Genomic DNA, 21,907 nt, shown 5'->3' with positions numbered 1-21,907 from the left:
ATTTTCTTGTATTATATATAGTAAGAAATCTTTCAAATTAAAGGAGATTATACATATGTCATTTGAACAAACGTTAGAGAAATATGCTGCTCTTGCAGTTAATGTTGGTGTTAATATTCAACCTGGACAAACTTTATCAATTAGTGCACCTCTTGAAGCTGTACAATTTGTACGCCTCGTTACAGAAAAAGCATATAAATCTGGTGCAAAACACGTATATGTAGATTGGAATGATGAGACGTTAACACGCTTAAAGTTCGATCTAGCTCCTGAAGAAGCTTTCGCTGAATTTCCATCTTGGAAAGCACATGCTCGTGAAGAATTAGCAAAAGAAGGCGCTGCATTTATGTCTATCTATGCAGAAAACCCTGATTTATTAAAAGGTGTAGAAGCATCGCGTATTGCAACAGCTCATAAAGTAGCTGGAGAAGCAATGAAAGTATACCGTGATTACGTACAAGCAGATAAAGTAAGTTGGTGTGTCATTTCTGTTCCTACGAAAGAATGGGCTGCGAAAGTATTCCCTGACGTAGCGCCAGAAGAACAAGAAGCAAAGTTATGGGATGCTATTTTCAAAGCTACTCGTGCTGATTTAGAAAATCCTGTAGAAGCATGGAAAGAACATGATGAAACATTACATACAAAAGTGGATTACTTAAACGAAAAGCATTATAAAGCTCTTCACTATACAGGTCCTGGAACAGATTTAACAATCGAACTTCCAGAAAAACATGTATGGGCTGGTGCTGGTAGCTTAAATGAAAAGAACGTACCATTTATGGCTAATATTCCAACTGAAGAAGTATTTACAATGCCACTTAAAACAGGTGTAAACGGCCAAGTTTCTAGTACAAAACCGTTAGTATTTGCAGGTAATATTATCGATAATTTCACGTTAACATTTGAAAACGGGCGTATCGTAGACTATAAAGCTGAAGCTGGTGAAGAAGCTTTAAAACATTTAGTAGAAACAGATGAAGGTTCTCACTTCTTAGGAGAAGTAGCTTTAGTACCTCATGACTCACCAATTTCAAACACAAATGTTTTATTCTACAATACACTATTTGACGAAAATGCATCTTGCCACCTTGCAATCGGAAATGCTTATGCATTTAACTTAGTTGGCGGAAAAACAATGTCTAAAGAAGAACTTGCTGAAAACGGCGCAAACGCTAGTATCACACACAACGACTTCATGATTGGATCAGCTGAGCTTGATATTGACGGTATTACTGCTGATGGCAGACATGAGCCTATCTTCCGTAAAGGTAACTGGGCGTTTTAAATTTATTACCATAAAGAAACACATTGGATAATCCAATGTGTTTCTTTATTTATTTGGTCTCAATTCAAATTTTATCGTTCTATTTTCATGCGTAAACTCCGGTCTATACGTAGCGATATACGTATTTTCTTTCGCTACGTCAAATAGCATGATATCTTGAATTTTTTCATCTGGTGCTAACTTTTTACTAATAAAGCTATCAGGGTTATTATATTCTTTAAATCTTGTACCTTTCTTATCGGTAATCTCAAATTCATAAAATGCAAAAGGTATTTCCTTTTTACTATTATTTTCTACTTTGAAAATAATCCCCAAAATCTCCTCTTTCTTTTTATTCTCATCATAATCCGGATATCCTAATTTAACTGAATCGATAGTTACTTGCAAACCATCTACGTCTACTGTCTCCCCTATTTTATACACTTTATCTTGAACATCTTCTTGTTTACTTTCATTACTATCTTTAGTCTCAGTGCAAGCACTTAAACTAAAAGCTATGCCAAAAATTAAAACAATTTGACTTACCTTTTTTAACATACTCTTTCCTCCACATAAGACAATATTTCATATGTATCATAACAAAACGCTTTACTCTTTCTTGTCATATTTTGTCGTATTAATTGCTAACTGCACAAATAGAAAAAAGCTATCTTCTACAAAAGATAGCTTTCATGATGCCGATGAAACCTTAAGCCCAATGACACCCAAAACAATAAAAAGAATACAAAATGCTTGAAATAAACTAATATGCTCTTTAAAAAAGTACACACTAATGATTGTAATAAGTAATGTTCCAACGCCAGACCAAATAGCATAAGCAATACTTAAATGAATCTTTTTCACAACGATGGCAAACACGCTGAAACAAATCCCATAAAACACGAAAATCAGTACACTTGGAACGAGCTTTGTTAAACCATTTGATAGTTTCATCGCAATTGTTCCAGCTACTTCAAAAATAATTGTAACAAGTAATAATAGCCAATATACCATACTAGAATCTCCTTCTCTGTTACCTTATAGAGATTCTAGTATACTACTTATAGTCCCAATGAAATATATTTAATTTCTAAATATTCCTCGATGCCGAAATGGCCTCCTTCACGACCGATACCACTTTCTTTAAATCCACCAAATGGTGCTTGTGCAACTGATGGAAGACCATCGTTTAGACCGATAATACCGTACTCTAACGCTTCACTAATTTGGAATGCTTGGCTAATGTCTTTCGTGAAAATATACGCAGCTAAACCGTATGGTGTATTGTTTGCACGTTCGATTACTTCATCAACTGTTTTAAATTTCGCAACTGGTGCCACTGGCCCAAATGTTTCTTCATTCATACAAAGCATCGTATCATTTGCCAACCCAATTACAGTCGGTTGAATGAAATGTCCCTCTAACTCTACGACCTTTTGACCACCATATAAAACTGTTCCACCTTTTTGAATAGCATCTTCAATATGTTCTTGTACTTTTGAAACTGCATTCTCATCAATAAGTGGCCCGACAGTCGTTCCGTCACCGAAACCGTCTCCTACTTTCAACTGCCCTACTGCCTTTTGGAACTTCTCTACAAATACTTCGTATACTTCTTCTTGAACGAATACTCGGTTTGTACATATACACGTTTGTCCTGCGTTACGGAATTTCGAACCAATCACCGCTTCTACTGCTTTATCTAAATCCGCATCATTCATTACGATAAACGGAGCGTGACCCCCTAACTCAAGCGAAACTTTTTTCATCGTTTGCGCCGCACTAGCCATTAACTCTTTCCCGATTTCCGTTGACCCTGTAAAGGACACTTTTCGAACGCGACTATCTTCCATCCATGTATCAGCAATTGCTTTTGCACTACCTGTTACGATATTGATTACGCCCTTTGGAATATCTGCTTCATGGGCTAATTCAGCTAATTTCAATGCAGTTAATGGCGTTTGACTCGCCGGTTTCACAACGGCTGTACAGCCTGCTGCAAGCGCTGGGGCTACCTTTCTCGTAATCATAGCTGCCGGGAAGTTCCAAGGTGTAATAGCTGCCATAACGCCAACTGGTTGCTTCGTAACTAAAATGCGCTTATTCGGATGAGAAGCAGGAATCATTTCACCATACACACGTTTCCCTTCTTCTGCATACCATTCAACAAAACTATTTGCATAATTTACTTCACCAAGCGCTTCTGCAAACGGCTTTCCTTGTTCCTTCGTCATAATCGCTGCGATCTCTTCTTTATTTTCATCAATAAGCGTAAACCACTTTTTTAACTTCGTGGCACGATCTGCTGCCGTTAACTTAGACCACGTTTTAAAAGCTTCATGTGCAGCATCAACAGCTTGCTTTGCCTCTGTTACTCCGCCTTTTGGTACAGTTGCAAATATTTCCTTCGTCGCAGGATTATTTACTTCAATTTGTTCTTGTAGTGTAATCCACTCACCATTTATATACATCGCCTTTTTATCTATACTTACGAAAGTCGCCTTTTTATCCAATGTTTTCTTCCTCCTCTATGAACTTCTTAATTTTTCTAGTAGCAGCAGATTGACTAATTTGCAAAAACTCAGCCACTTTATAACTTGATCCATACGTTTTATACGCTTTAAGAATTATATTTCTCTCTACCTCTTCCAGCATTTTATAAAGGCTTTGCCCCGATTGTTCAACTGCAGCCTCTTGCATAGAGAGTGGCAAATCCTCTACCGTTACAACATCATCAACAGTAATAACAATTCTCTCAATTACATTCTCTATTTCTCTATTGTTCCCTTCCCACGGATATCCAACAAACATTTGTAACGTACTCGGCGCTAGTTTCACATCACGTCCGTACTTTTTATTAAAGTGCTGCAAGTAATGATAAATAAGCGGCAAAATATCTTCTGTTCTTTCCCTAAGCGGGGGAATTGCAATTGGAATGACATTCAAACGATAGTATAAATCTTTCCGAAATGTTCCTTGTTTCACCATCTCGCTTAAATCTCTATTTGTTGCCGCCACAATTCGAACATCTACTTTTTTTAATTCTCTTCCGCCTATAGGACGAAATGTTTTTTCTTGCAATACTTGCAAAAGCTTCGCTTGAATTTCAAGCGGCATTTCACCGATTTCATCTAAAAAAAGAGTTCCTTTATGCGCGGATTCTAATAGTCCCTTTTTCCCTTCACGATTCGCACCTGTAAAAGATCCACCTGAATATCCAAAAAGCTCCGATTCAATTAAATTAGTTGGTAATGCCGCACAATTAATTTCATAGAAACTTTCATGCTTACGGTGACTCACTTCATGTAAATGGCGTACTAATCGACTTTTTCCTACTCCAGTCTCGCCTAAAACGAGAACAGTACTATCCACTACAGATACTTTTTTGATTGTATCGACTATTTTTTGCATAGCTAGACTTTTAAAAATAAGTCCTTCATGCTCATATGTTTCTCTTAATTCTTTTTTATATGTTTTTAGCTGATTATCCATTTCCTCTACCTTTTGACGTAATTGATAGAGTTCAGTAAGGTCGCGAGAATAACTAATCACTCTTCTTAAATTTCCCTCATCATCAAAAACAGGCCTTGTACGAACGTGTAAATACTCTCCTGATTTTGTCGTTTGAACGAGTTCAATTGGCCTCTTTTTTTCAATCACTTCTAATGTCGCTGATGGATAAAAGATTCCATCCTTTTGTAGTTCTTTTACATGCTTACCAACTAACTCTTCTGCAGCTAGTTGGTAGTGCCTTTCACATGTACTATTTACACGCACAACGATTCCTTGCTCATCTGTAACAAAAATTTCGTCAAACGCATATTCAAATACATCTTTTAAATCCATTAACACTCGTTCCTTTTCTGCAACCATCCTAGCCACCCCTAACTTCAAATCCATCGATCCACTTCACTACCTTTATTATAAAGTGAATTTTCTGCATTTAATATAGAGTCAGCTAGAATGTTTGCTATTTATACTTCAGTTTTTAAACGCGAGCGATGTTTGTTTGCTCATAACAAGCTTGCAATGATTCTTCAATTATTGTTAAACCTTCTTCAAGTTGCTCATCTGTAATAACTAAAGGCATTAACACACGGATAACATTTCCATACGTCCCTGCTGATAATAACAGTAACCCACGCTTATTTGCTTCTGCACATAGATTAGCCGTTAACGTTTTGTCAGGTGCTTTCGTCTTACGATCTTGAACGACCTCAAATGCACACATTGCGCCTAACCCACGCACATCACCGATGCAATGATATTTATTTTTCATCTCTTCGAATCGGTTCATTACGACTTTTCCTAATTCTATCGCTCTATCATTTAATTTCTCATTTTCTATTACATCGAGAACAGCTAATGCAGCCGCACATCCTAATGGACTTCCTGCATACGTTCCACCAAGTTCACCTGGTGCAGACTCATTCATAATTTCTTTACGTCCAATGACACCACTTATCGGTACACCAGCACCTAATGATTTAGACACTGTAATTAAATCTGGAACGACATCATAGTGATCAATTGCAAAATATTTTCCTGTACGACTAAAGCCTGTTTGTATTTCATCCGCTACAAATAAGATGCCGTTCTCTGAACAAATGCGGCGTACTTCTTGAACAAATTTCATACTTGGGACGATAAATCCACCTTCCCCTTGAACAGGTTCCATTACAACAGCTGCAATTGTTTCTGGTGCTACTTCCGATATGAAGAAGTTCTTAAACTCTTCAATAATAAAATCATCATACTGCTCTTCCGTTAATCCCTCTGGGCGACGGTATTCGTATGGAAATGGCGCTTTATATACTTCTGGAGCAAAGGGACCAAACCCAAATTTATATGGCTTCACTTTACTTGTCATCGTCATTGTCATTAATGTACGCCCGTGGAAACCTTTAGAAAATGCGATAATACCAGGTCTCTTCGTATATTTACGAGCGATTTTCACCGCGTTCTCAACTGCTTCTGCACCACTATTTAAAAACAGGACTTGCTTATCGAAACTTCCTGGTGCCAATGCCGCAAGCTTTTCTGCTAATTCAATATATGGCTCATACATCATGACGTTAAATCCAGTATGAATGTATTGATCGACTTGTTTATGGAGCGCTTCTTTAACCGTTGGATGACAATGCCCTACGTTAATTGTCCCGATTGCTCCTGCAAAATCAATGTACTGATTGCCATCAACATCTGTTACAAGAGCACCATTGGCAGATTGTACAAACGTTGGGATGCCGTTACTTACTCCTTTTGGTACTATATTTTGACGGCGTTCTAATAAAGATGCCGCTTTCGGTCCTGGAATTTGTTCATTTACTTTAGCAAATTTTTTTGTGTTCATTGCGTACCCCATCCTTTTCTTTACATTGTTTTCTCTTTTTATTGCAAAATATATGCCAACTTTCTTTTCTAGCATTTATCCTATATTCTTTGTATCCAGGCATAAAAAATAAGTCTATAAAGACTCATTAAGAGTCTTTATAGACTTATTTTCCTTACACATTAGACTTTTCTTTCTCCCAGAAAAACTCACCCGATTGAGAAATAAACTCTCCAACAGAATCTAACACTAAATCAGCAAGTGGTTCTAATGTTGGGCGGTCTCCTGTACCAGATAGCACCCCAATTGCATAGCAATCGCCATTTTTAGCTAAATGTAAATCAGTTGGCGTATCTCCAACAACCGCAACCTCACATGATTCTAAATTAAATTTCTCACAAAACACTTCTATAATCTTTTTATCTGGTTTTTGCGCAGGGAATGTATCCGAGGCTATAATATAATCAAAAAAGTTCTCCAACTTATATTGTTTTAAAAATAATTCTGTTGGTGCGAAATCATCCGCCGTGACAACCCCTAATATAAATCCTTTATCTTTTAATGCCTGTAACACTTTCGGTAAGTCTGCTGTCATTTTCATATGCGAACGATGCTCATACATAAGGGAAAATAACTTCTCACTTACCCACTGATGCATCTCTTCTTCTCTAGCAGACTCAATATAATTACAAAGCCCCTTCGCTACATCAAGGCTTGTTCCAGCAGCTATTGCACTCCTTGGATTAACAAATGCTCCCTCTACACCAATCTCTTCTAATAAGGTCTGCCGCATTGTACTTGGTAAATGATATAAACTTATACATTCAGCTACAAGTTCTTCAGCTACTTTTATCCATATTGAATGAAAATCCATTAATGTCCCATCTTTATCAAATAATATCGCCTTTACCTTCTCCATAGCACCCTACCTCTCATTTCTTATCTCTTCCAGTGTATCAATAAAGTATGGATGTAAAATAAAAGAATTGTAAAAATACCATAAAAATCAAACTAACTCCCAATTTACAATTCATTTTAACAAAGTAAAAAAGGATGCCTTTACAGGGCATCCTCTTGATGTTCAGGAACAAATAGTTCTAAACAATGATATATATTTTCGAATTCCATCGGTGCATCTCCACCATACTCACCATCTAAATTAATCATTAGTTTATCTGGTGAATGTACTTTAATTCGGTTCGCTTGTGTATATAACACTTTTGGATTATTAATATGTTCACCACGTTGTGCTTGTGTTGCTGCTTTAATTAAATCAGCGATAGAACCTTTTTTCAATACTAATAGGTCAAATAACCCATCGTTAATAGATGCATACGGTGCTACCTTTTCAAATCCACCTACTGAACGAGTATTCGTAATTAAAAACATCGTAATTTCTTCTTGTAGTAACTTTCCATCATACTCAATTTCAACATATGTCGGATGCAATGATGGTAACATCTCGATACCTTTTAGGTAATAAGCAAGCTGCCCTAATACTGTCTTTAACTTACTCGGTACTTCGTATGTTAATTCTGTAATACGACCGCCACCAGCGATGTTAATAAAATATGTATCGTTCGCTCTACCAAGGTCTAATGGCACTGTTTTACCTTCGCAAATAATATCTGCTGCCTCTTCAATAGAACGAGGTACACCAATTGCACGTGCAAAGTCATTTGTCGTTCCAACTGGAATAATTCCAAATTTCGGACGGAATTCATGCCCAACTAAACCGTTTACTACTTCATTTAATGTACCGTCGCCACCAGCCGCAATAACAACATCAAACTTACGATCCGCAGCTTGCCTCGCCGCCACAGTAGCGTCTCCAGGACCCGTTGTCGCATGACAAGATGTCTCATAGCCAGCTTGTTCTAATTTTTGTAATACTTCTGGTAAGCTCTTCTTAAATAGCTCACGCCCAGAAGTAGGATTATAAATAATTCTTGCTCGCTTCATCTTTTATTAGCACAGGAAATTTCTTTATGTATCGAAAAAGAACATACTGAACTTCTATTCAGTATTCCCATGCCTACCTCCTCTCATCTTGCTATCCTTCTTTTATCCCGCTCAAACAGGCAGTAAGAACCCGATTCGTGTAGTCCATCAAAAGTAAATATTCATTTCAATGGTTTTTTATTTGACTCCAAAATTTATCCCGCTATTTGCGGGCAGTAAATGCCCGATTGGTGAGGGCTAATAATCAGTGTTGGATGAACCTCCCACTGATTAAAGTTTCACTTTATTTCTATCCATTCTTCCATAAAAATTTACATATAACGAATAATAACTATCTATTATTTCATGAGATGAAAAAAACCTCTATGTTTAGATTTATCATTATTCCCACCTTTTTGCAACTATCATACCATAGTTGCTATACAAACATTTTTCCACTTTTGACAGTTAATCAAACGTTTGTTTAAACGATTTTGTCTCATTTAAACAAACGTTTGATTAACCTAGAAAAACACCCATGTACGGGTGTTTTTCTGCTTAATCTTTAAAAGTTACTACTATTATCGCTTATTAATCTCTTCAAGTAAGATTTTGTTAACAAGCGGTGGATTTGCTTGTCCTTTTGTAGCTTTCATAATTTGACCAACTAAGAAGCCAATTGCACGGTCTTTACCGTTTTTAAAGTCTTCGATAGATTGCTCATTATTATCAAGAATTTCTGTTACAACTTTACGAAGTGTACCCTCGTCAGAAATTTGAACAAGACCTTTCGCTTTAACGATTTCTTCTGGGTCTCCACCTTTTTCAATTAATTCATTAAATACTTTCTTCGCGATTTTAGAAGAAATTGTACCTTTTTCAATTAATTGAACCATTTTAGATAAACCAGCAGGCGTTAATGCAACGTCTTTTAATTCTTTTTGTTGTTTGTTTAAGTATGCAAGTACTTCACCCATTAACCAGTTCGATGTTAATTTCGCATCAGCACCGTCTGCAACAGTTGCTTCAAAGAAATCAGACATCTCTTTCGTTAATGTTAACACGTGTGCATCATAAGCTGGTAAGCCTAGTTCTGCAACGTAGCGAGCTTTACGTGCATCTGGAAGTTCTGGAATAGAAGCTCGAACTGCTTCTTTCCACTCATCATCGATGTAAAGTTCAACTAAGTCTGGCTCCGGGAAGTAACGGTAATCGTCAGATCCTTCTTTCACACGCATTAAGATTGTTTTCTTCGTTGCTTCATCATAACGACGTGTTTCTTGTTGGATGATACCACCAGATAACAGTTCTTTTTCTTGGCGCACTTGCTCGTGCTCAAGACCTTTTTGTACGTAAGTGAATGAGTTTAAGTTTTTCAGTTCCGCTTTTGTACCGAACTTCTCTTGTCCAACTGGACGAAGAGAAATGTTCGCATCACAACGTAAGGAACCTTCTTCCATCTTACAATCAGATACACCAGTGTATTGAATGATTGATTTTAACTTCTCTAAGTATGCATATGCTTCTTCTGGCGTACGCATATCTGGCTCAGATACGATCTCGATTAAAGGCATACCTTGACGGTTGTAGTCTACTAATGAACCATCAGCTGTATGCGTTGATTTACCAGCATCTTCTTCTAAATGAAGACGTGTAATACCGATACGTTTCTTTTTACCGTCTACTTCGATTTCAATCCAACCATTTTCACCAATTGGCTTATCAAATTGAGAGATTTGGTAAGCTTTCGGGTTATCTGGATAGAAATAGTTTTTACGGTCAAACTTCGTTTCCGTTGCGATTTCACAGTTTAATGCCATTGCAGCTTTCATCGCAAAGTTAACTGCTTCTTTATTTAAAGTAGGAAGTACCCCTGGGTATCCTAAGTCAATTACACTTGTTTGTGTATTTGGCTCCGCTCCGAATTCTGTTGGACTCGCAGAGAAAATTTTCGAATTTGTTTTTAACTCAACGTGAACCTCTAAACCAATAATTGTTTCTAAATTCATCTATGCTCGCCTCCTTACAGACTTGCTTTTTTTGTATGATAGTCTGTTGCTTGCTCAAACGCATGTGCAACGCGGTAAATTGTCGCTTCATCGAAGTGTTTACCAATGATTTGTAGACCAAGTGGCATGTTGTTAGCACCAAATCCACATGGAACTGAAATCGCTGGAACACCCGCTAAGTTTACTGGGATTGTTAAAATGTCATTTGCATACATTGTCATTGGATCGTCAACTTTTTCTCCCACTTTAAATGCCGGAGTTGGTGTTGTTGGTCCAATAATAACATCATAGTTAGCAAATACATTTTCAAAGTCGTTCTTAATTAATGTACGTACTTGTTGTGCTTTTTTGTAATATGCATCATAGTAACCAGAGCTAAGAGCAAATGTACCAAGCATAATACGACGTTTAACTTCATCACCGAAACCTTCACTACGTGTGTTTTTGTAAAGATCTAATAAGTTATTTACATTATCAGAACGAACACCGTAACGCACGCCATCAAAGCGTGAAAGGTTAGCAGATGCTTCAGAAGAAGATAGTAAGTAATACGTTGCTAGAGCGTATTTAGAGTGTGGAAGAGATACTTCCTCCCAAGTTGCACCCATACCTTCTAATACTTTTAAAGCAGCTAGTACTGACTCACGAGCTTCTTCGCCAACACCTTCGCCTAAGTATTCTTTCGGTACAGCAATGCGTAAACCTTTAACATCGCCTGTTAAACCAGCTAAATAGTTTCCAACTTCAACGTTTGCAGAAGTTGCATCCATTCGGTCAATACCTGAAATAGCTTGTAATAAGTATGCATTGTCTTCTACTGTACGTGTAATCGGTCCGATTTGGTCAAGTGAAGATGCGAATGCTACTAATCCGTAACGAGATACGCGTCCGTAAGTTGGTTTTAAACCTACAACACCGCAATATGCAGCTGGCTGACGGATAGAACCACCCGTATCAGAACCTAGAGAGAATAGTACTTCTCCTGCTGCTACAGCTGCTGCAGAACCACCACTAGATCCGCCTGGAACGTAATCTAAGTTCCATGGGTTTTTCGTAGCGTAGAATCCTGAGTTTTCATTTGAAGAACCCATTGCGAACTCGTCCATGTTTAATTTACCGATTGTAATTGTGTCAGCAGCTTTTAGCTTTTGCACAACTGTCGCATCATAAATTGGATCGAAGTTTGCTAATATTTTGCTTGCACAAGTTGTACGAAGACCGTTAGTTACAATGTTATCTTTTACACCAATTGGCATACCGAATAATAAACCATTATCTTCAGCGCCGATTTTTGCATCTAATTCTTTCGCTTTTGCGCGTGCATTTTCTTCATCTAATGTAAGAAAGGCTTTTACGTTATCTTCAACATCCGCAATACGTTTGTAAGATTCTTCTACTAAATCCGTAACGGAAATTTCTTTGTTGTTTAACTTCTTATGTAACTCTGATACTGAATGATCAAATAATGACATCGAAATTCCCCTCCTCTATTCTAATACTGCTGGAACACGGATTTGATTATCTTTGTGATCCGGTGCATTTTTTAATACTTCTTCAACTGGTAAACCTTTTTCTGGTACATCTTCACGCATAACATTTTTCATAGTTAATACATGAGTTGTTGGTTTTACATCTGTTGTATCTAATTCATTTAACTGTTCTGCAAATGTAACAATTGCATCTAGTTGTTTTTGAAATTTTTCTGCTTCTTGATCAGTAATTGCAAGACGTGCTAAATGTGCTACGTGCTTTACATTCTCAACGGAAATTCTTGACACGGCTAGGCCACCTCCATAATATATCGTTCAATCTACAATACTATTGATGATACCAAATTTTCAGTACTTCAAGCAAGTCAACACAGAGTACTTACGCCATTTTTACATAAAAAAAGAAAGGCAAATGCCTTTCTTTACAATTTACTCTTTATCTAACGGTTTATTTTTTGGAAATCTCTCGTTATCTTCTTCATTATCACGAATTGTTTTTTGTAATACAAAACAAGACATCGTTAAAAATAATGTTCCAATTAAATAGTATCCTTTTACACTAAGCGTTTCATCTAACGTATAAATCCCAATTAGCATACCTGAAAGCGCACAAACAAATGAAGTCCATGCTAAAAATGTGAACGCTTGCGTATTACGTCTTCTCATCGTTCTCCCCCTCGTTAGCTGTATACCCATTATAGATAAGTATATTTACCATGATGGATTTTTATGTAAATTCTAGTTTTATATTTATAAATCTATCATAAAAGAATACTATTTTAAAGGAAGTTTTCTGTCTAATCTGAAAAAATAATTAAAATCATTGACAATTTTTTCTATTCTACATAAAATAAAAATAAATATTACGAACCTCGAAATATACGGGAGTGGAATTAATTGTTGCAATATGAACATTTTTTAGACTTACTGCTAGATAACGCCAAGAAACTTTTCTATCCTGAAGAATGGGTAAGCCTAGATTTAACACTTTCTAAAACAGAAGTATTTTGTTTACTTTGGATGGAACGAAATACAGATATTACAATGACGAAAATTGCTGACCTTCTTGATATACCGATGAGTACAACGACGGGCGTTGTAAATCGCCTTGTAAAAAAGGGATATATTGAGCGCTACCGTGATGAAAACGACCGACGTATTGTATTAATTCGGTTAACAGAAAACGGCGTAATGCTCGTTCAAGAAGTAAAACAAAATGCAGCCCACTACTTTAGCTTAGTGACAGAAGCATTGTCAGAAGAAGAAAAAGCATTCTTACTACAAATCTTCCAAAAGATTATGAATCACATTGCTACGTCACAGCAAAAAACAGAAGAAAAAGTTTCTACACCTAAAATGAAAAACATTCCGATTGAATAAAACCCTATCTGGGTTTTTATTCAATCATTTACTTCGACACTCGTAATATTCGATGTTCGAAACAAAGGAGATATGAATGATGAGAATTATTTTGTATACAGGTAAAGGCGGCGTAGGAAAAACTAGCATTTCAGCAGCAACAGCAATTCAAAGCGCAAAACAAGGATTAAAAACTTTAGTCATGAGTACAGATCCCGCTCATAGTTTAGGAGATTCATTTGGTATAAAGCTATCTTCTGAGCCATTAGAAATTCGTGAAAATTTGTGGGCACAAGAAATTAATACGATTTATGAGATGGAAAAAGGATGGGGAAAATTACAGAAATATATTACACTACTCTTCACTTCCAAAGCAGCCGATGATATTACAACAGAAGAATTAACGATGTTTCCTGGTATGGAAGATTTAATTAGCTTACTTCGCGTACTCGATTATTATAAACAAAACACATATGATGTTATCATTATTGATTGTGCTCCAACAGGAGAAACATTAGCAATGCTAAGCTTTCCAGACATGCTCGGCTGGTGGATGGAAAAATTGTTTCCTATTAAAAGAAAAGTTTTAAAAGTCGTTCGTCCTGTAGCTCAACCACTCCTTGGTGTCCCTCTTCCAACCGATGATATTATGGACGAATTAACAAATACACTTGAACAGCTCGGAGAAATGAGAGATATTTTATCAAACCGAGAAGTAACAAGTATCCGCATCGTTGTAAATCCTGAAAAAATGGTCATTAAAGAAGCTCAGCGTAGCTTTACTTATTTAAATTTATACGATTATAACGTAGATGCCATTATGATTAATCGCGTCATCCCTAACACCGTCACCGATCCTTATTTTCAAGCATGGAAAGATACGCAAAAGAAATATAAAACATTAATTCAAAATAGTTTTGATCCACTTCCTATTTACGAAGCTCCAATGTTTGAACAAGAAGTTGTTGGTTTACCTATGTTAGAGCGTGTAGGAGATGCTTTATTTAAAACTGATCATTGTCCTACTGAAGTGAAATTTAACGGCCGCACACAATATGTAAGAAAAGATGGCGATGATTATATTTTCATTCTTTCTATTCCCTTCTCAAACAAAAGTGAACTTTCATTAAATCAAAAAGGTGATGAGCTAATTATTCGAGCTGGCTCTGTGAAACGAAATATTACATTGCCAAAAACGTTAACACACCTTTCTATTCAAGGGGCAAAATTTGAAGAAGATATACTAAACATTCGGTTTGGAGGTGTAGTGCATGCATGAGGAACTACTACGAAGGGTAATTCGTACAAAAGTAAAAGTCGGGATGCATATATTAGAAGAGCTACCTAATCCAATCCAGCAATCAGCTAAGCAAATATTAAATATTTTGCAAGAGGAGCTAGCTGCTTATCCGAAAGAACGAGATCATCATGAAGTTAATTTAAAAAATATCATAATTGAATAACTATCTCTGTATAGAGAGCCTTTTTTAGGCTTTCTATACTTTATTGGAGTGATGTAAGTTGATGAAAAAGCATTCCACTACTATACTCTGGATCATTCCCTTATTATTTTTCATTCATAACCTTGAAGAAGCTTTCCAAATGCCACAATATCTTGCTAATCAATTTTCAATCCGTCTTATAACTAGCCAACAATTTTTCATTGCCATTTCCGTATTAACAATCTTTGTATTACTTATCGTCTTTCTATATCAACTTAACTTCTTGTCTTCTATATGCTGGATTATTTTTATACAAGGGGCCATCTTCTTTAACTCTGTTCAACATATTATTTTGTTTTTCATTTATCGCTCCTATAACCCCGGCGTAATATCAGCATTTTTCATTACTCTCTTTTCTATTTTCTTTTTTTTATCCAAAAAACACTTAATTCATCAAAAGCAATTCGTAATTACACTCCTTTTCAGCTTATTTTCTTATCCCATTATAATTTGGATTACCTTACTGTTCGCTAGCTATTTTCATTCATAAAAAAAGACCAGGAAAACTCCTGGTCCATTACTCTACTTAACAAACATTGGATTCTACGTTATACAAAATTGGAAGGTACAGAATTAGGGTTTGTTTGTTAAGTTTATATGTTGAACGAACTAACAGCGGAGGGGTTCCTTCTGTTAGTCCATTAAACCCAATCATTATTTTACGATTTTTTCAAGCTCCTCAAGTGAAAGATCTACTGAAATTGAACCATCATTTGTTTCTTTCTTAATTGCATCTGTTACTTCTTTTGAATGGTATAATTCAATTACTTTTTTCAGTGTTGGATCATCTTTATCTTTCGTACGAGCTGCGAAAATATTAATATAAGGCTTCGCATTTTCATTCTTTGGATCTTCTAAGAAAATAGGATCCTTCGCTGGATCTAATCCAGCTTGACCAGCAACACCGTTATTAATAACTGATGCCGCTACATCTTTTAACACACGAGGTGTTTGCTGTGCGATAACCGGTGTAATTTTTAATTTCTTCGGATTTTCAGCAATACCACTTGGATCTCCAAATAGACCAAAATCCTTTTTCAGCTTTAATAATCCAGCTGCATCAAGAAGTTTTAATGCACGTGCTTGGTTGGTTGGATCGTTTGGAATTGCAATTTCTGAACCATCTGGGATTTCATTTGATTTCTTATATTTTTCAGAGTATAAACCCATTGGTGCAATTTGTGTTGTACCAACAGCTGTAATATCTAACTTATGTTCCTTTTTAAATTGCTCTAAGAACGCAATATGCTGGAATGAGTTTAGTTCAATATCTCCATCAGCTAACGCTTTATTTGGCGTTGTGTAATCGGAGAACTCCACCAGTTTAATCTTAATCCCTTCTTTTTCAGCTTTTTTCTTCAAAATTTCCCAAGCGTCTCCATCCGTTCCAGTTACACCGACGCGAACTACTTTTTCTTTCGCTCCTGCACCCGTGTCTCCACTTGAGCAGCCGCTTAATGCTGAGACTCCTACAATCGCTGATAATGCAAATGCTAAAATTTTCTTCATTTTCTTTTCCTCTCTTCCTTTTTATGATCTGCGTAACAAGACTTTCGCAAAGTAATTCCCTAAATTTTGAGCTATCTGTACGAGAATAATAAGTAACACGACCGTTACGAACATAACTGATGTATCAAAACGTTGATAACCATATGTCATTGCTAAATCACCAAGACCGCCACCACCGACAAGCCCAGCAACTGCAGAAAATTCAATTAAACCAACTGTCATAAATGTGACACCTAAGATTAATGGCGCTAACGCTTCTGGTACAAGGATTTCAAAAACGATTCTAATTGGCGAGGCGCCCATTGCTTGTGCTGCCTCAATTACTCCTTTCGGAACGGAAACAAGGTTTGTTTCAACCATTCTAGCAATACCAATTGATGCGACTAACGTCATCGGGAAAATTGCCGCTGCTGTTCCAATCGTCGTTCCGATAACACTTCTTGTTAGTGGACTTAAGGCTACTAAAAAGATAATGAATGGTACCGGACGAATTGTATTAATTATGATGTTAAGAATAGAAAAGACCCATTTATTTTCTAAAAAGTTTCCTTTTCTCGTTACATATAAAAGTAAACCTAGAGGTATACCAAGAATTGTAGCGAATATAAGGGTTACAATTACCATTAAGAGGGTATCCCCCGTCGCATCTAGTATGCGCGGCCAAAATATACTCCAATCAACTCGCATGAGCTTCTACCTCCTTCAGCTGCACTTGCAGTCTTAGATGTTGTAATGCTTTTTGAATTTCCCTCTGCTCCCCTTGCAACTCTACAAGAAGATTTCCAAATAGCACATTTTGAAGTTCAATAATATTTCCGTACAGTACATTTACATCGACGTTATAGTTTTTTGCGATATATGATAGTACCGGCTGTCCTGTCTCCTCACCAGTAAATGTTAGACGATAAATTTGACCACCATTTTGAATTTTCGCTAGAACACTTTCCGGTAAATGATCATTAATGACAGAACGTACAAAGTTTTGAGTCGTCTTTGTTTTTGGTTGCGTGAAAACATCAAACAGTTTTCCTTCTTCAATAACTTTTCCCTTCTCCATTACAGCTACACGGTGACAAATTTCTTTCACAACATGCATTTCATGTGTAATAAGAAGAATTGTTAAATTGTATTCTCTATTTACTTTCTTTAATAAGTTTAGAATTTCTGTCGTTGTTTCTGGATCTAAGGCTGATGTTGCCTCATCACATATAAGAATATCTGGCGATGTCGCAAGTGCTCTAGCAATGCCCACACGCTGCTTTTGTCCACCTGATAGCTGCTCTGGGTAATAGTTTGCTTTATCTTCTAACCCTACAAACTTCAGCAGTTCATTTACTCTTTCTTTTATCTCATTCTTTGGTACTTTCGCTAACTTTAATGGATAAGCAATATTTCCAAATACTGTTCTTGAATTAAATAAATTAAAACTTTGGAAAATCATTCCGATTCTTTGTCTCAGTTTACGTAATTCTTTCGTCGATAATGATGTAATATCTTTATCATCTATTGAAATCGTTCCTGCCGTCGGTCTCTCTAACATATTTACTAAGCGTAATAACGTACTCTTTCCAGCGCCACTAAAACCAATAATGCCAAAAATTTCGCCTTTCTCAACTGATAATGTTACATCCTCCACCGCATGAACAGATTGCCCAGCTGATTCATACACTTTACTTACATTGTTAAAAGAAATCATTTTTTCCCCTCCTATATGCTGTAAAAACTTGAAGCAGAGCTTTCGAGGTAAAATAAAAAGTGCTCTCCTTCTTATCAACCATAAAGATAAGAAGGAGAGCACTTATATGTACTCATTCACATCTTCTCATCTTCCAAGCCTTTATATGGCTTGCTGGAGTTAGCACGGTATTAAAAAAACCCGTTGCTGAGGTATCGTAGGGCCAGTCCCTCCACCTCTCTGGATAAGAATGTATCGATTTAATTGTCGTTTAATTAATTCTCATTATAGAACTCAGAATAATAAGAGTCAATACATTTTTTAGAAAAATATTAATTATTCCTTTATTAAAATTTTCAGATGAAAATTCATGAGAAAATAGTAACTTTCAAGGTTATTTAAAATTCTTCTTCCTCATATTTTTAAACAGGAGAATCCTCTCTACGAATTGAATAAATTTATTTGAATATGAAACTCGGAGGAAGATAAATATATGAAAACAGCTCTTTTACTCGTCGATATTCAAAACGATTATTTTCCAAATGGAAAGATGGAATTGCGTAATCCAGTAGAAGCAAGCGAATATGCTAATCAGTTATTACAACACTTTAGAACAAACAGCGAACCTATTCTTCATATCCAACACGTAGCTATAAAAGATGACGCTACTTTTTTCCTACCTAATACAGAAGGTGTACATATTCACGAAAGCGTACGTCCACTTAGAGAAGAAATAGTTATAGTCAAACATTATCCAAATAGCTTCCGAGAAACTAATCTTCTAGAGCAATTAAAACGTTTAAATATTGAACATGTCGTTGTATGTGGGATGATGACTCATATGTGTATCGATGCTACAGTAAGGGCTGCATTCGATTTTGGCTTTCAATGTACCGTTATACATGATGCTTGTGCTACAAAAGACCTGTCTTTTAAGAACGCTACTATACCAGCTGTTTACATTCACAATACAATTTTAGCTAGTTTAAATGGCGTATATGCAAATGTAATAAGCACGCAAGAATTTTTAGCTACATAAAAAAACACTCCTTTCAGTGAGCAAAACCGAAAGGAGTGTTCCTTGTCGAACCATAGATTTTCTTTCAAATTGTATTATACAGGAAATTCTCAAAATGAATACTAAAAAATATGACTAATAAGTCAACTTTTCTCATCATTTTATTTCTGTTCACATGTTTATCCCGCTATTAATAGGTTTTAGCTCATTCCCTTCGAACGATGGTAATATATAGGATTTCAATTTTAAAAGGAGCTCTTCACATTCTGTGAAGAGCTCCTCTACTATTTCTTATAAAGTTTCAGAAGTAGTTTTTGCTTGCATGTGAAGTGCTAAGTAATCAGGTCCACCAGCTTTAGAGTCTGTACCAGACATGTTAAAGCCACCGAATGGTTGGTAACCTACGATTGCACCAGTACATCCACGGTTGAAGTATAAGTTACCAACGTGGAAGTCTTCGCGTGCTTTTTCAATATGGTCACGGTTGTTAGTAATAACAGCACCTGTTAAACCGTATTCCGTATTATTTGCAATTGCAAGTGCATGATCGAAGTCTTTCGCTTTACAGAATGCTACTACTGGTCCGAAGATTTCTTCTTTCATTAAGCGAGCATCTTCTGCAACGTCAGCAACGATTGTTGGTTGGATGAACCAGCCTTTAGAATCGTCTCCTTCGCCACCTGCTAAGATTCTACCTTCTTCTTTACCAATTGCAACATAGCTCATTACTTTATCGAATGCAGCTTGGTCATTAACAGGACCCATGTTTGTACCTAATACTGCTGGGTTAGCAACTGTTAATTCTTTTGTTAATTCAACAGCACGATTTAATACATGATCATATACATCTTCATGGATTACTGCACGAGAACATGCAGAACATTTTTGTCCTGAGAATCCGAATGCTGATGCAACGATAGACTTAGCTGCTAATTCAAGATCTGCTTCTTTATCAACAACGATTGTATCTTTACCGCCCATTTCAGCGATAACGCGTTTTAACCAAATTTGTCCTGGGTTTACTTTCGCTGCACGCTCATAGATGCGGATACCTACATCACGAGATCCCGTGAAACTTACGAAACGTGTACGAGGATGATCTACTAAGTAGTCACCAACTTCAGAACCATTACCTGGAACGAAGTTTACTACGCCAGCTGGTAAGCCAGCTTCTTCTAATACTTCCATAAATTTCGCTGCCACTACAGGAGTTGTACTAGCTGGTTTTAGTAATACTGTGTTACCAGAAACTAAAGCAGCTGTTGTCATACCTGCCATAATTGCGAATGGGAAGTTCCAAGGAGAAATGATAACACCTACTCCTAATGGAATGTAAGAGAAACGATTATATTCAATTGGACGGCTTTCTACTGGAATACCGTCTTTTAATTTTAACATTTGACGACCATAATATTCCATAAAGTCGATTGCTTCTGCTGTATCAGCGTCTGCCTCATTCCATGGCTTACCTGCTTCTTTTACAAGAATAGCAGAGAATTCATGTTTTCTGCGACGAACGATTGCTGCAGCACGGAATAAAATGTCTGCACGCATTTCTGGCTTTGATTTTCTCCAAGTTTGGAATGTTTCATCCGCTACTTGCATTGCTTTTTCAGCTAACTCACGGCTTGCTTTTGAAACACGACCAACAAGTTCCTCTTTATTTGCAGGGTTTACAGAAACAATTTTGTCTTCTGTAGTGATTTTTTCTCCCCCAATAATTAATGGATAGTCTTGTCCAAGATAAGATTCTACTTTCTTTAAACCTTCTTCAAACGCTAATTTGTTAGCCTCCACTGAAAAATCTGTAAATGGCTCATGTTTGTATGCTACTACCATTTTTTTTAGCCTCCCCTTAGAAAAACGTTTACATTTTACAACATTATTCTACACGATAATTTAGATTTATTCAAATATTCCTAGACTTATATTTTAAAAATTAATAAATTTTTAAAATATAATAAAAAAAAGAGATTCATACATGCGTATGAATCTACAAAATATGAGTATATTCCAAAACATTTTTCCCGATCAATAATATAGTAACTAATAAAAATAAGGTCCTTACATATCCAACACCTTTTTGAACCGCAAACTTCGATCCAAAATAAGCACCTAAGATCATTGATAATCCCATGATAATACCGTATTCAAAATGAATTATATCTAAAAATAAAAAAGTAATTAAAGATACAATATTACTAACAAAGTTCAAAAGTTTTCCAGATGCTGCCGCTTGAATAAAATCCAAGCCAATTAATAAAAATGCAAAAATTAAAAACGATCCTGTCCCTGGTCCAAAAAATCCATCATAAAATCCTATCATTAAAATAGCAAAGAAAAATATTAATGTTTTTCTTTGCGTCATCTTCTTATAGGTAGACACACTTCCCCAATTCTTTTTTGCAATAATATAAATAGCAATAAATACCAACATTACAAGTACTAATGGGCGTAAAATATCCGGTGGAATAAATTTTACTACTAAAGCACCTGCAACAGCTCCAACAATAGTTAACGGGATTAACTTTCCTACAATTTTAAAATCAACTTTTCCTGATCGAATAAAATACATCGCACTCGTAAACGTCCCCATTGTTGCCGCTAATTTATTCGTTGCAATTGCCGAAGCTGGCGATAAGCCAACAAACATAAGCGCAGGAAGCGAAATTAACCCTCCTCCTCCAACAACGGAATCAATAAAAGCTGCTAAAAAACCGAATGCAATTAATAAAATAATGACTTGAAAACTTAATTCTTCCATGAGCTTTACCCCTTACCCCTATTTTTTACAACATTTTAAATTAT

General features: G+C 36.2%; 22 protein-coding genes and 1 riboswitch. Of the genes, 6 read left to right on the top strand and 16 right to left on the bottom strand.

What is annotated here, in order from left to right; all coding sequences use genetic code 11:
- Window positions 1–55 precede the first annotated feature (55 nt).
- Window positions 56–1,285, top strand: a complete 1,230-nt coding sequence (locus V7S45_RS01920) for an aminopeptidase (protein WP_000007349.1) — start codon at window positions 56–58, stop codon at window positions 1,283–1,285.
- 45 nt (window positions 1,286–1,330) lie between these two features.
- Here the strand turns inward: V7S45_RS01920 and V7S45_RS01915 are convergent, their stop codons facing one another.
- The 11 genes from V7S45_RS01915 to V7S45_RS01865 all read right to left on the bottom strand — a co-directional run bounded on the left by V7S45_RS01915 (window position 1,331) and on the right by V7S45_RS01865 (window position 12,702).
- Window positions 1,331–1,822 carry a DUF4352 domain-containing protein gene (locus tag V7S45_RS01915; protein ID WP_000915110.1) on the bottom strand — a complete coding sequence of 164 codons (492 nt, stop codon included), beginning with the start codon at window positions 1,820–1,822 and terminating at the stop codon, window positions 1,331–1,333.
- A gap of 132 nt (window positions 1,823–1,954) precedes the next feature.
- Window positions 1,955–2,278, bottom strand: coding sequence for a multidrug efflux SMR transporter (locus tag V7S45_RS01910; protein WP_000263262.1), 324 nt, complete (start codon window positions 2,276–2,278; stop codon window positions 1,955–1,957).
- A 47-nt stretch (window positions 2,279–2,325) separates the two neighbouring features.
- The gene (gabD, locus tag V7S45_RS01905) at window positions 2,326–3,777 is read right to left on the bottom strand and encodes an NADP-dependent succinate-semialdehyde dehydrogenase (RefSeq protein WP_025689704.1); all 1,452 of its coding nucleotides are present in this window, start codon (window positions 3,775–3,777) and stop codon (window positions 2,326–2,328) included.
- On the bottom strand, window positions 3,770–5,137 hold the full coding sequence (locus tag V7S45_RS01900; protein ID WP_000225136.1) for a sigma 54-interacting transcriptional regulator: 1,368 nt from the start codon (window positions 5,135–5,137) through the stop codon (window positions 3,770–3,772). The genes gabD and V7S45_RS01900 overlap by 8 nt, the downstream gene beginning before the upstream one ends.
- Window positions 5,138–5,252: 115 nt before the next feature.
- Entirely contained in the window at window positions 5,253–6,617 is a 1,365-nt protein-coding gene (gene gabT / locus V7S45_RS01895; RefSeq protein WP_025689708.1) for a 4-aminobutyrate--2-oxoglutarate transaminase, read from the bottom strand.
- A 154-nt stretch (window positions 6,618–6,771) separates the two neighbouring features.
- On the bottom strand, window positions 6,772–7,515 hold the full coding sequence (locus V7S45_RS01890; protein WP_000416672.1) for an HAD family hydrolase: 744 nt from the start codon (window positions 7,513–7,515) through the stop codon (window positions 6,772–6,774).
- A 140-nt stretch (window positions 7,516–7,655) separates the two neighbouring features.
- Window positions 7,656–8,558 carry a diacylglycerol kinase gene (locus tag V7S45_RS01885; protein WP_023901334.1) on the bottom strand — a complete coding sequence of 301 codons (903 nt, stop codon included), beginning with the start codon at window positions 8,556–8,558 and terminating at the stop codon, window positions 7,656–7,658.
- 560 nt (window positions 8,559–9,118) lie between these two features.
- A complete protein-coding gene (gene gatB, locus V7S45_RS01880; RefSeq protein ID WP_001047685.1) occupies window positions 9,119–10,546 on the bottom strand; it encodes an Asp-tRNA(Asn)/Glu-tRNA(Gln) amidotransferase subunit GatB in 1,428 nt (475 codons plus the stop codon).
- A 14-nt stretch (window positions 10,547–10,560) separates the two neighbouring features.
- Complete coding sequence (gene gatA / locus V7S45_RS01875) at window positions 10,561–12,018, bottom strand: Asp-tRNA(Asn)/Glu-tRNA(Gln) amidotransferase subunit GatA (RefSeq protein WP_000051433.1); 1,458 nt, start codon at window positions 12,016–12,018, stop codon at window positions 10,561–10,563.
- Window positions 12,019–12,033: 15 nt separating this feature from the next.
- Window positions 12,034–12,324: an Asp-tRNA(Asn)/Glu-tRNA(Gln) amidotransferase subunit GatC gene (gene gatC / locus V7S45_RS01870; protein ID WP_000086999.1), complete on the bottom strand. Its 291-nt coding sequence runs from the start codon at window positions 12,322–12,324 to the stop codon at window positions 12,034–12,036.
- A 141-nt stretch (window positions 12,325–12,465) separates the two neighbouring features.
- A complete protein-coding gene (locus V7S45_RS01865; protein ID WP_001254393.1) occupies window positions 12,466–12,702 on the bottom strand; it encodes a YiaA/YiaB family inner membrane protein in 237 nt (78 codons plus the stop codon).
- 231 nt (window positions 12,703–12,933) lie between these two features.
- On the opposite strand from V7S45_RS01865, the gene V7S45_RS01860 reads away from it, so the two are divergent.
- From V7S45_RS01860 to V7S45_RS01845, 4 genes are all read left to right on the top strand, one after another.
- The gene (locus V7S45_RS01860; RefSeq protein ID WP_000942482.1) at window positions 12,934–13,416 is read left to right on the top strand and encodes a MarR family transcriptional regulator; all 483 of its coding nucleotides are present in this window, start codon (window positions 12,934–12,936) and stop codon (window positions 13,414–13,416) included.
- Between the two features lie 76 nt (window positions 13,417–13,492).
- Complete coding sequence (locus tag V7S45_RS01855; RefSeq protein ID WP_002182396.1) at window positions 13,493–14,674, top strand: ArsA family ATPase; 1,182 nt, start codon at window positions 13,493–13,495, stop codon at window positions 14,672–14,674.
- Window positions 14,667–14,858 carry a DUF3926 domain-containing protein gene (locus tag V7S45_RS01850; RefSeq protein ID WP_000544106.1) on the top strand — a complete coding sequence of 64 codons (192 nt, stop codon included), beginning with the start codon at window positions 14,667–14,669 and terminating at the stop codon, window positions 14,856–14,858. Before V7S45_RS01855 ends, V7S45_RS01850 begins: the two co-directional genes overlap by 8 nt.
- Before the next feature lie 61 nt (window positions 14,859–14,919).
- Entirely contained in the window at window positions 14,920–15,387 is a 468-nt protein-coding gene (locus V7S45_RS01845; RefSeq protein WP_002182395.1) for an HXXEE domain-containing protein, read from the top strand.
- Between the two features lie 164 nt (window positions 15,388–15,551).
- Here V7S45_RS01845 and V7S45_RS01840 read toward each other — a convergent pair whose 3' ends face one another.
- From V7S45_RS01840 to V7S45_RS01830, 3 genes are read right to left on the bottom strand one after another with little or no spacing between them, the layout of a single operon-like run.
- Complete coding sequence (locus V7S45_RS01840) at window positions 15,552–16,406, bottom strand: MetQ/NlpA family ABC transporter substrate-binding protein (protein ID WP_000721599.1); 855 nt, start codon at window positions 16,404–16,406, stop codon at window positions 15,552–15,554.
- A gap of 21 nt (window positions 16,407–16,427) precedes the next feature.
- Window positions 16,428–17,093, bottom strand: a complete 666-nt coding sequence (locus tag V7S45_RS01835; RefSeq protein WP_001261865.1) for a methionine ABC transporter permease — start codon at window positions 17,091–17,093, stop codon at window positions 16,428–16,430.
- The gene (locus V7S45_RS01830; protein ID WP_000622969.1) at window positions 17,083–18,102 is read right to left on the bottom strand and encodes a methionine ABC transporter ATP-binding protein; all 1,020 of its coding nucleotides are present in this window, start codon (window positions 18,100–18,102) and stop codon (window positions 17,083–17,085) included. Before V7S45_RS01830 ends, V7S45_RS01835 begins: the two co-directional genes overlap by 11 nt.
- A 123-nt stretch (window positions 18,103–18,225) precedes the next feature.
- Window positions 18,226–18,332: riboswitch (SAM riboswitch) on the bottom strand.
- Between the two features lie 242 nt (window positions 18,333–18,574).
- Here V7S45_RS01830 and V7S45_RS01825 point away from each other — a divergent pair.
- Window positions 18,575–19,120: a cysteine hydrolase family protein gene (locus V7S45_RS01825; protein WP_342761634.1), complete on the top strand. Its 546-nt coding sequence runs from the start codon at window positions 18,575–18,577 to the stop codon at window positions 19,118–19,120.
- Between the two features lie 270 nt (window positions 19,121–19,390).
- Here V7S45_RS01825 and pruA read toward each other — a convergent pair whose 3' ends face one another.
- Together pruA and V7S45_RS01815 are read right to left on the bottom strand one after the other, a co-directional pair.
- Complete coding sequence (pruA, locus tag V7S45_RS01820) at window positions 19,391–20,938, bottom strand: L-glutamate gamma-semialdehyde dehydrogenase (RefSeq protein WP_000259555.1); 1,548 nt, start codon at window positions 20,936–20,938, stop codon at window positions 19,391–19,393.
- 154 nt (window positions 20,939–21,092) lie between these two features.
- Window positions 21,093–21,863 carry a TSUP family transporter gene (locus V7S45_RS01815; RefSeq protein WP_000391974.1) on the bottom strand — a complete coding sequence of 257 codons (771 nt, stop codon included), beginning with the start codon at window positions 21,861–21,863 and terminating at the stop codon, window positions 21,093–21,095.
- Window positions 21,864–21,907: the final 44 nt, after the last annotated feature.

It is taken from the genome of Bacillus sp. BR3(2024) (genome assembly GCF_039134555.1).
GTDB classification, from domain to species: Bacteria; Bacillota; Bacilli; order Bacillales; family Bacillaceae_G; genus Bacillus_A; species Bacillus_A cereus.
The sequence above is the reverse complement of the archived record's forward strand: the minus strand, read 5'-3'. Positions and strand labels throughout refer to the sequence as shown.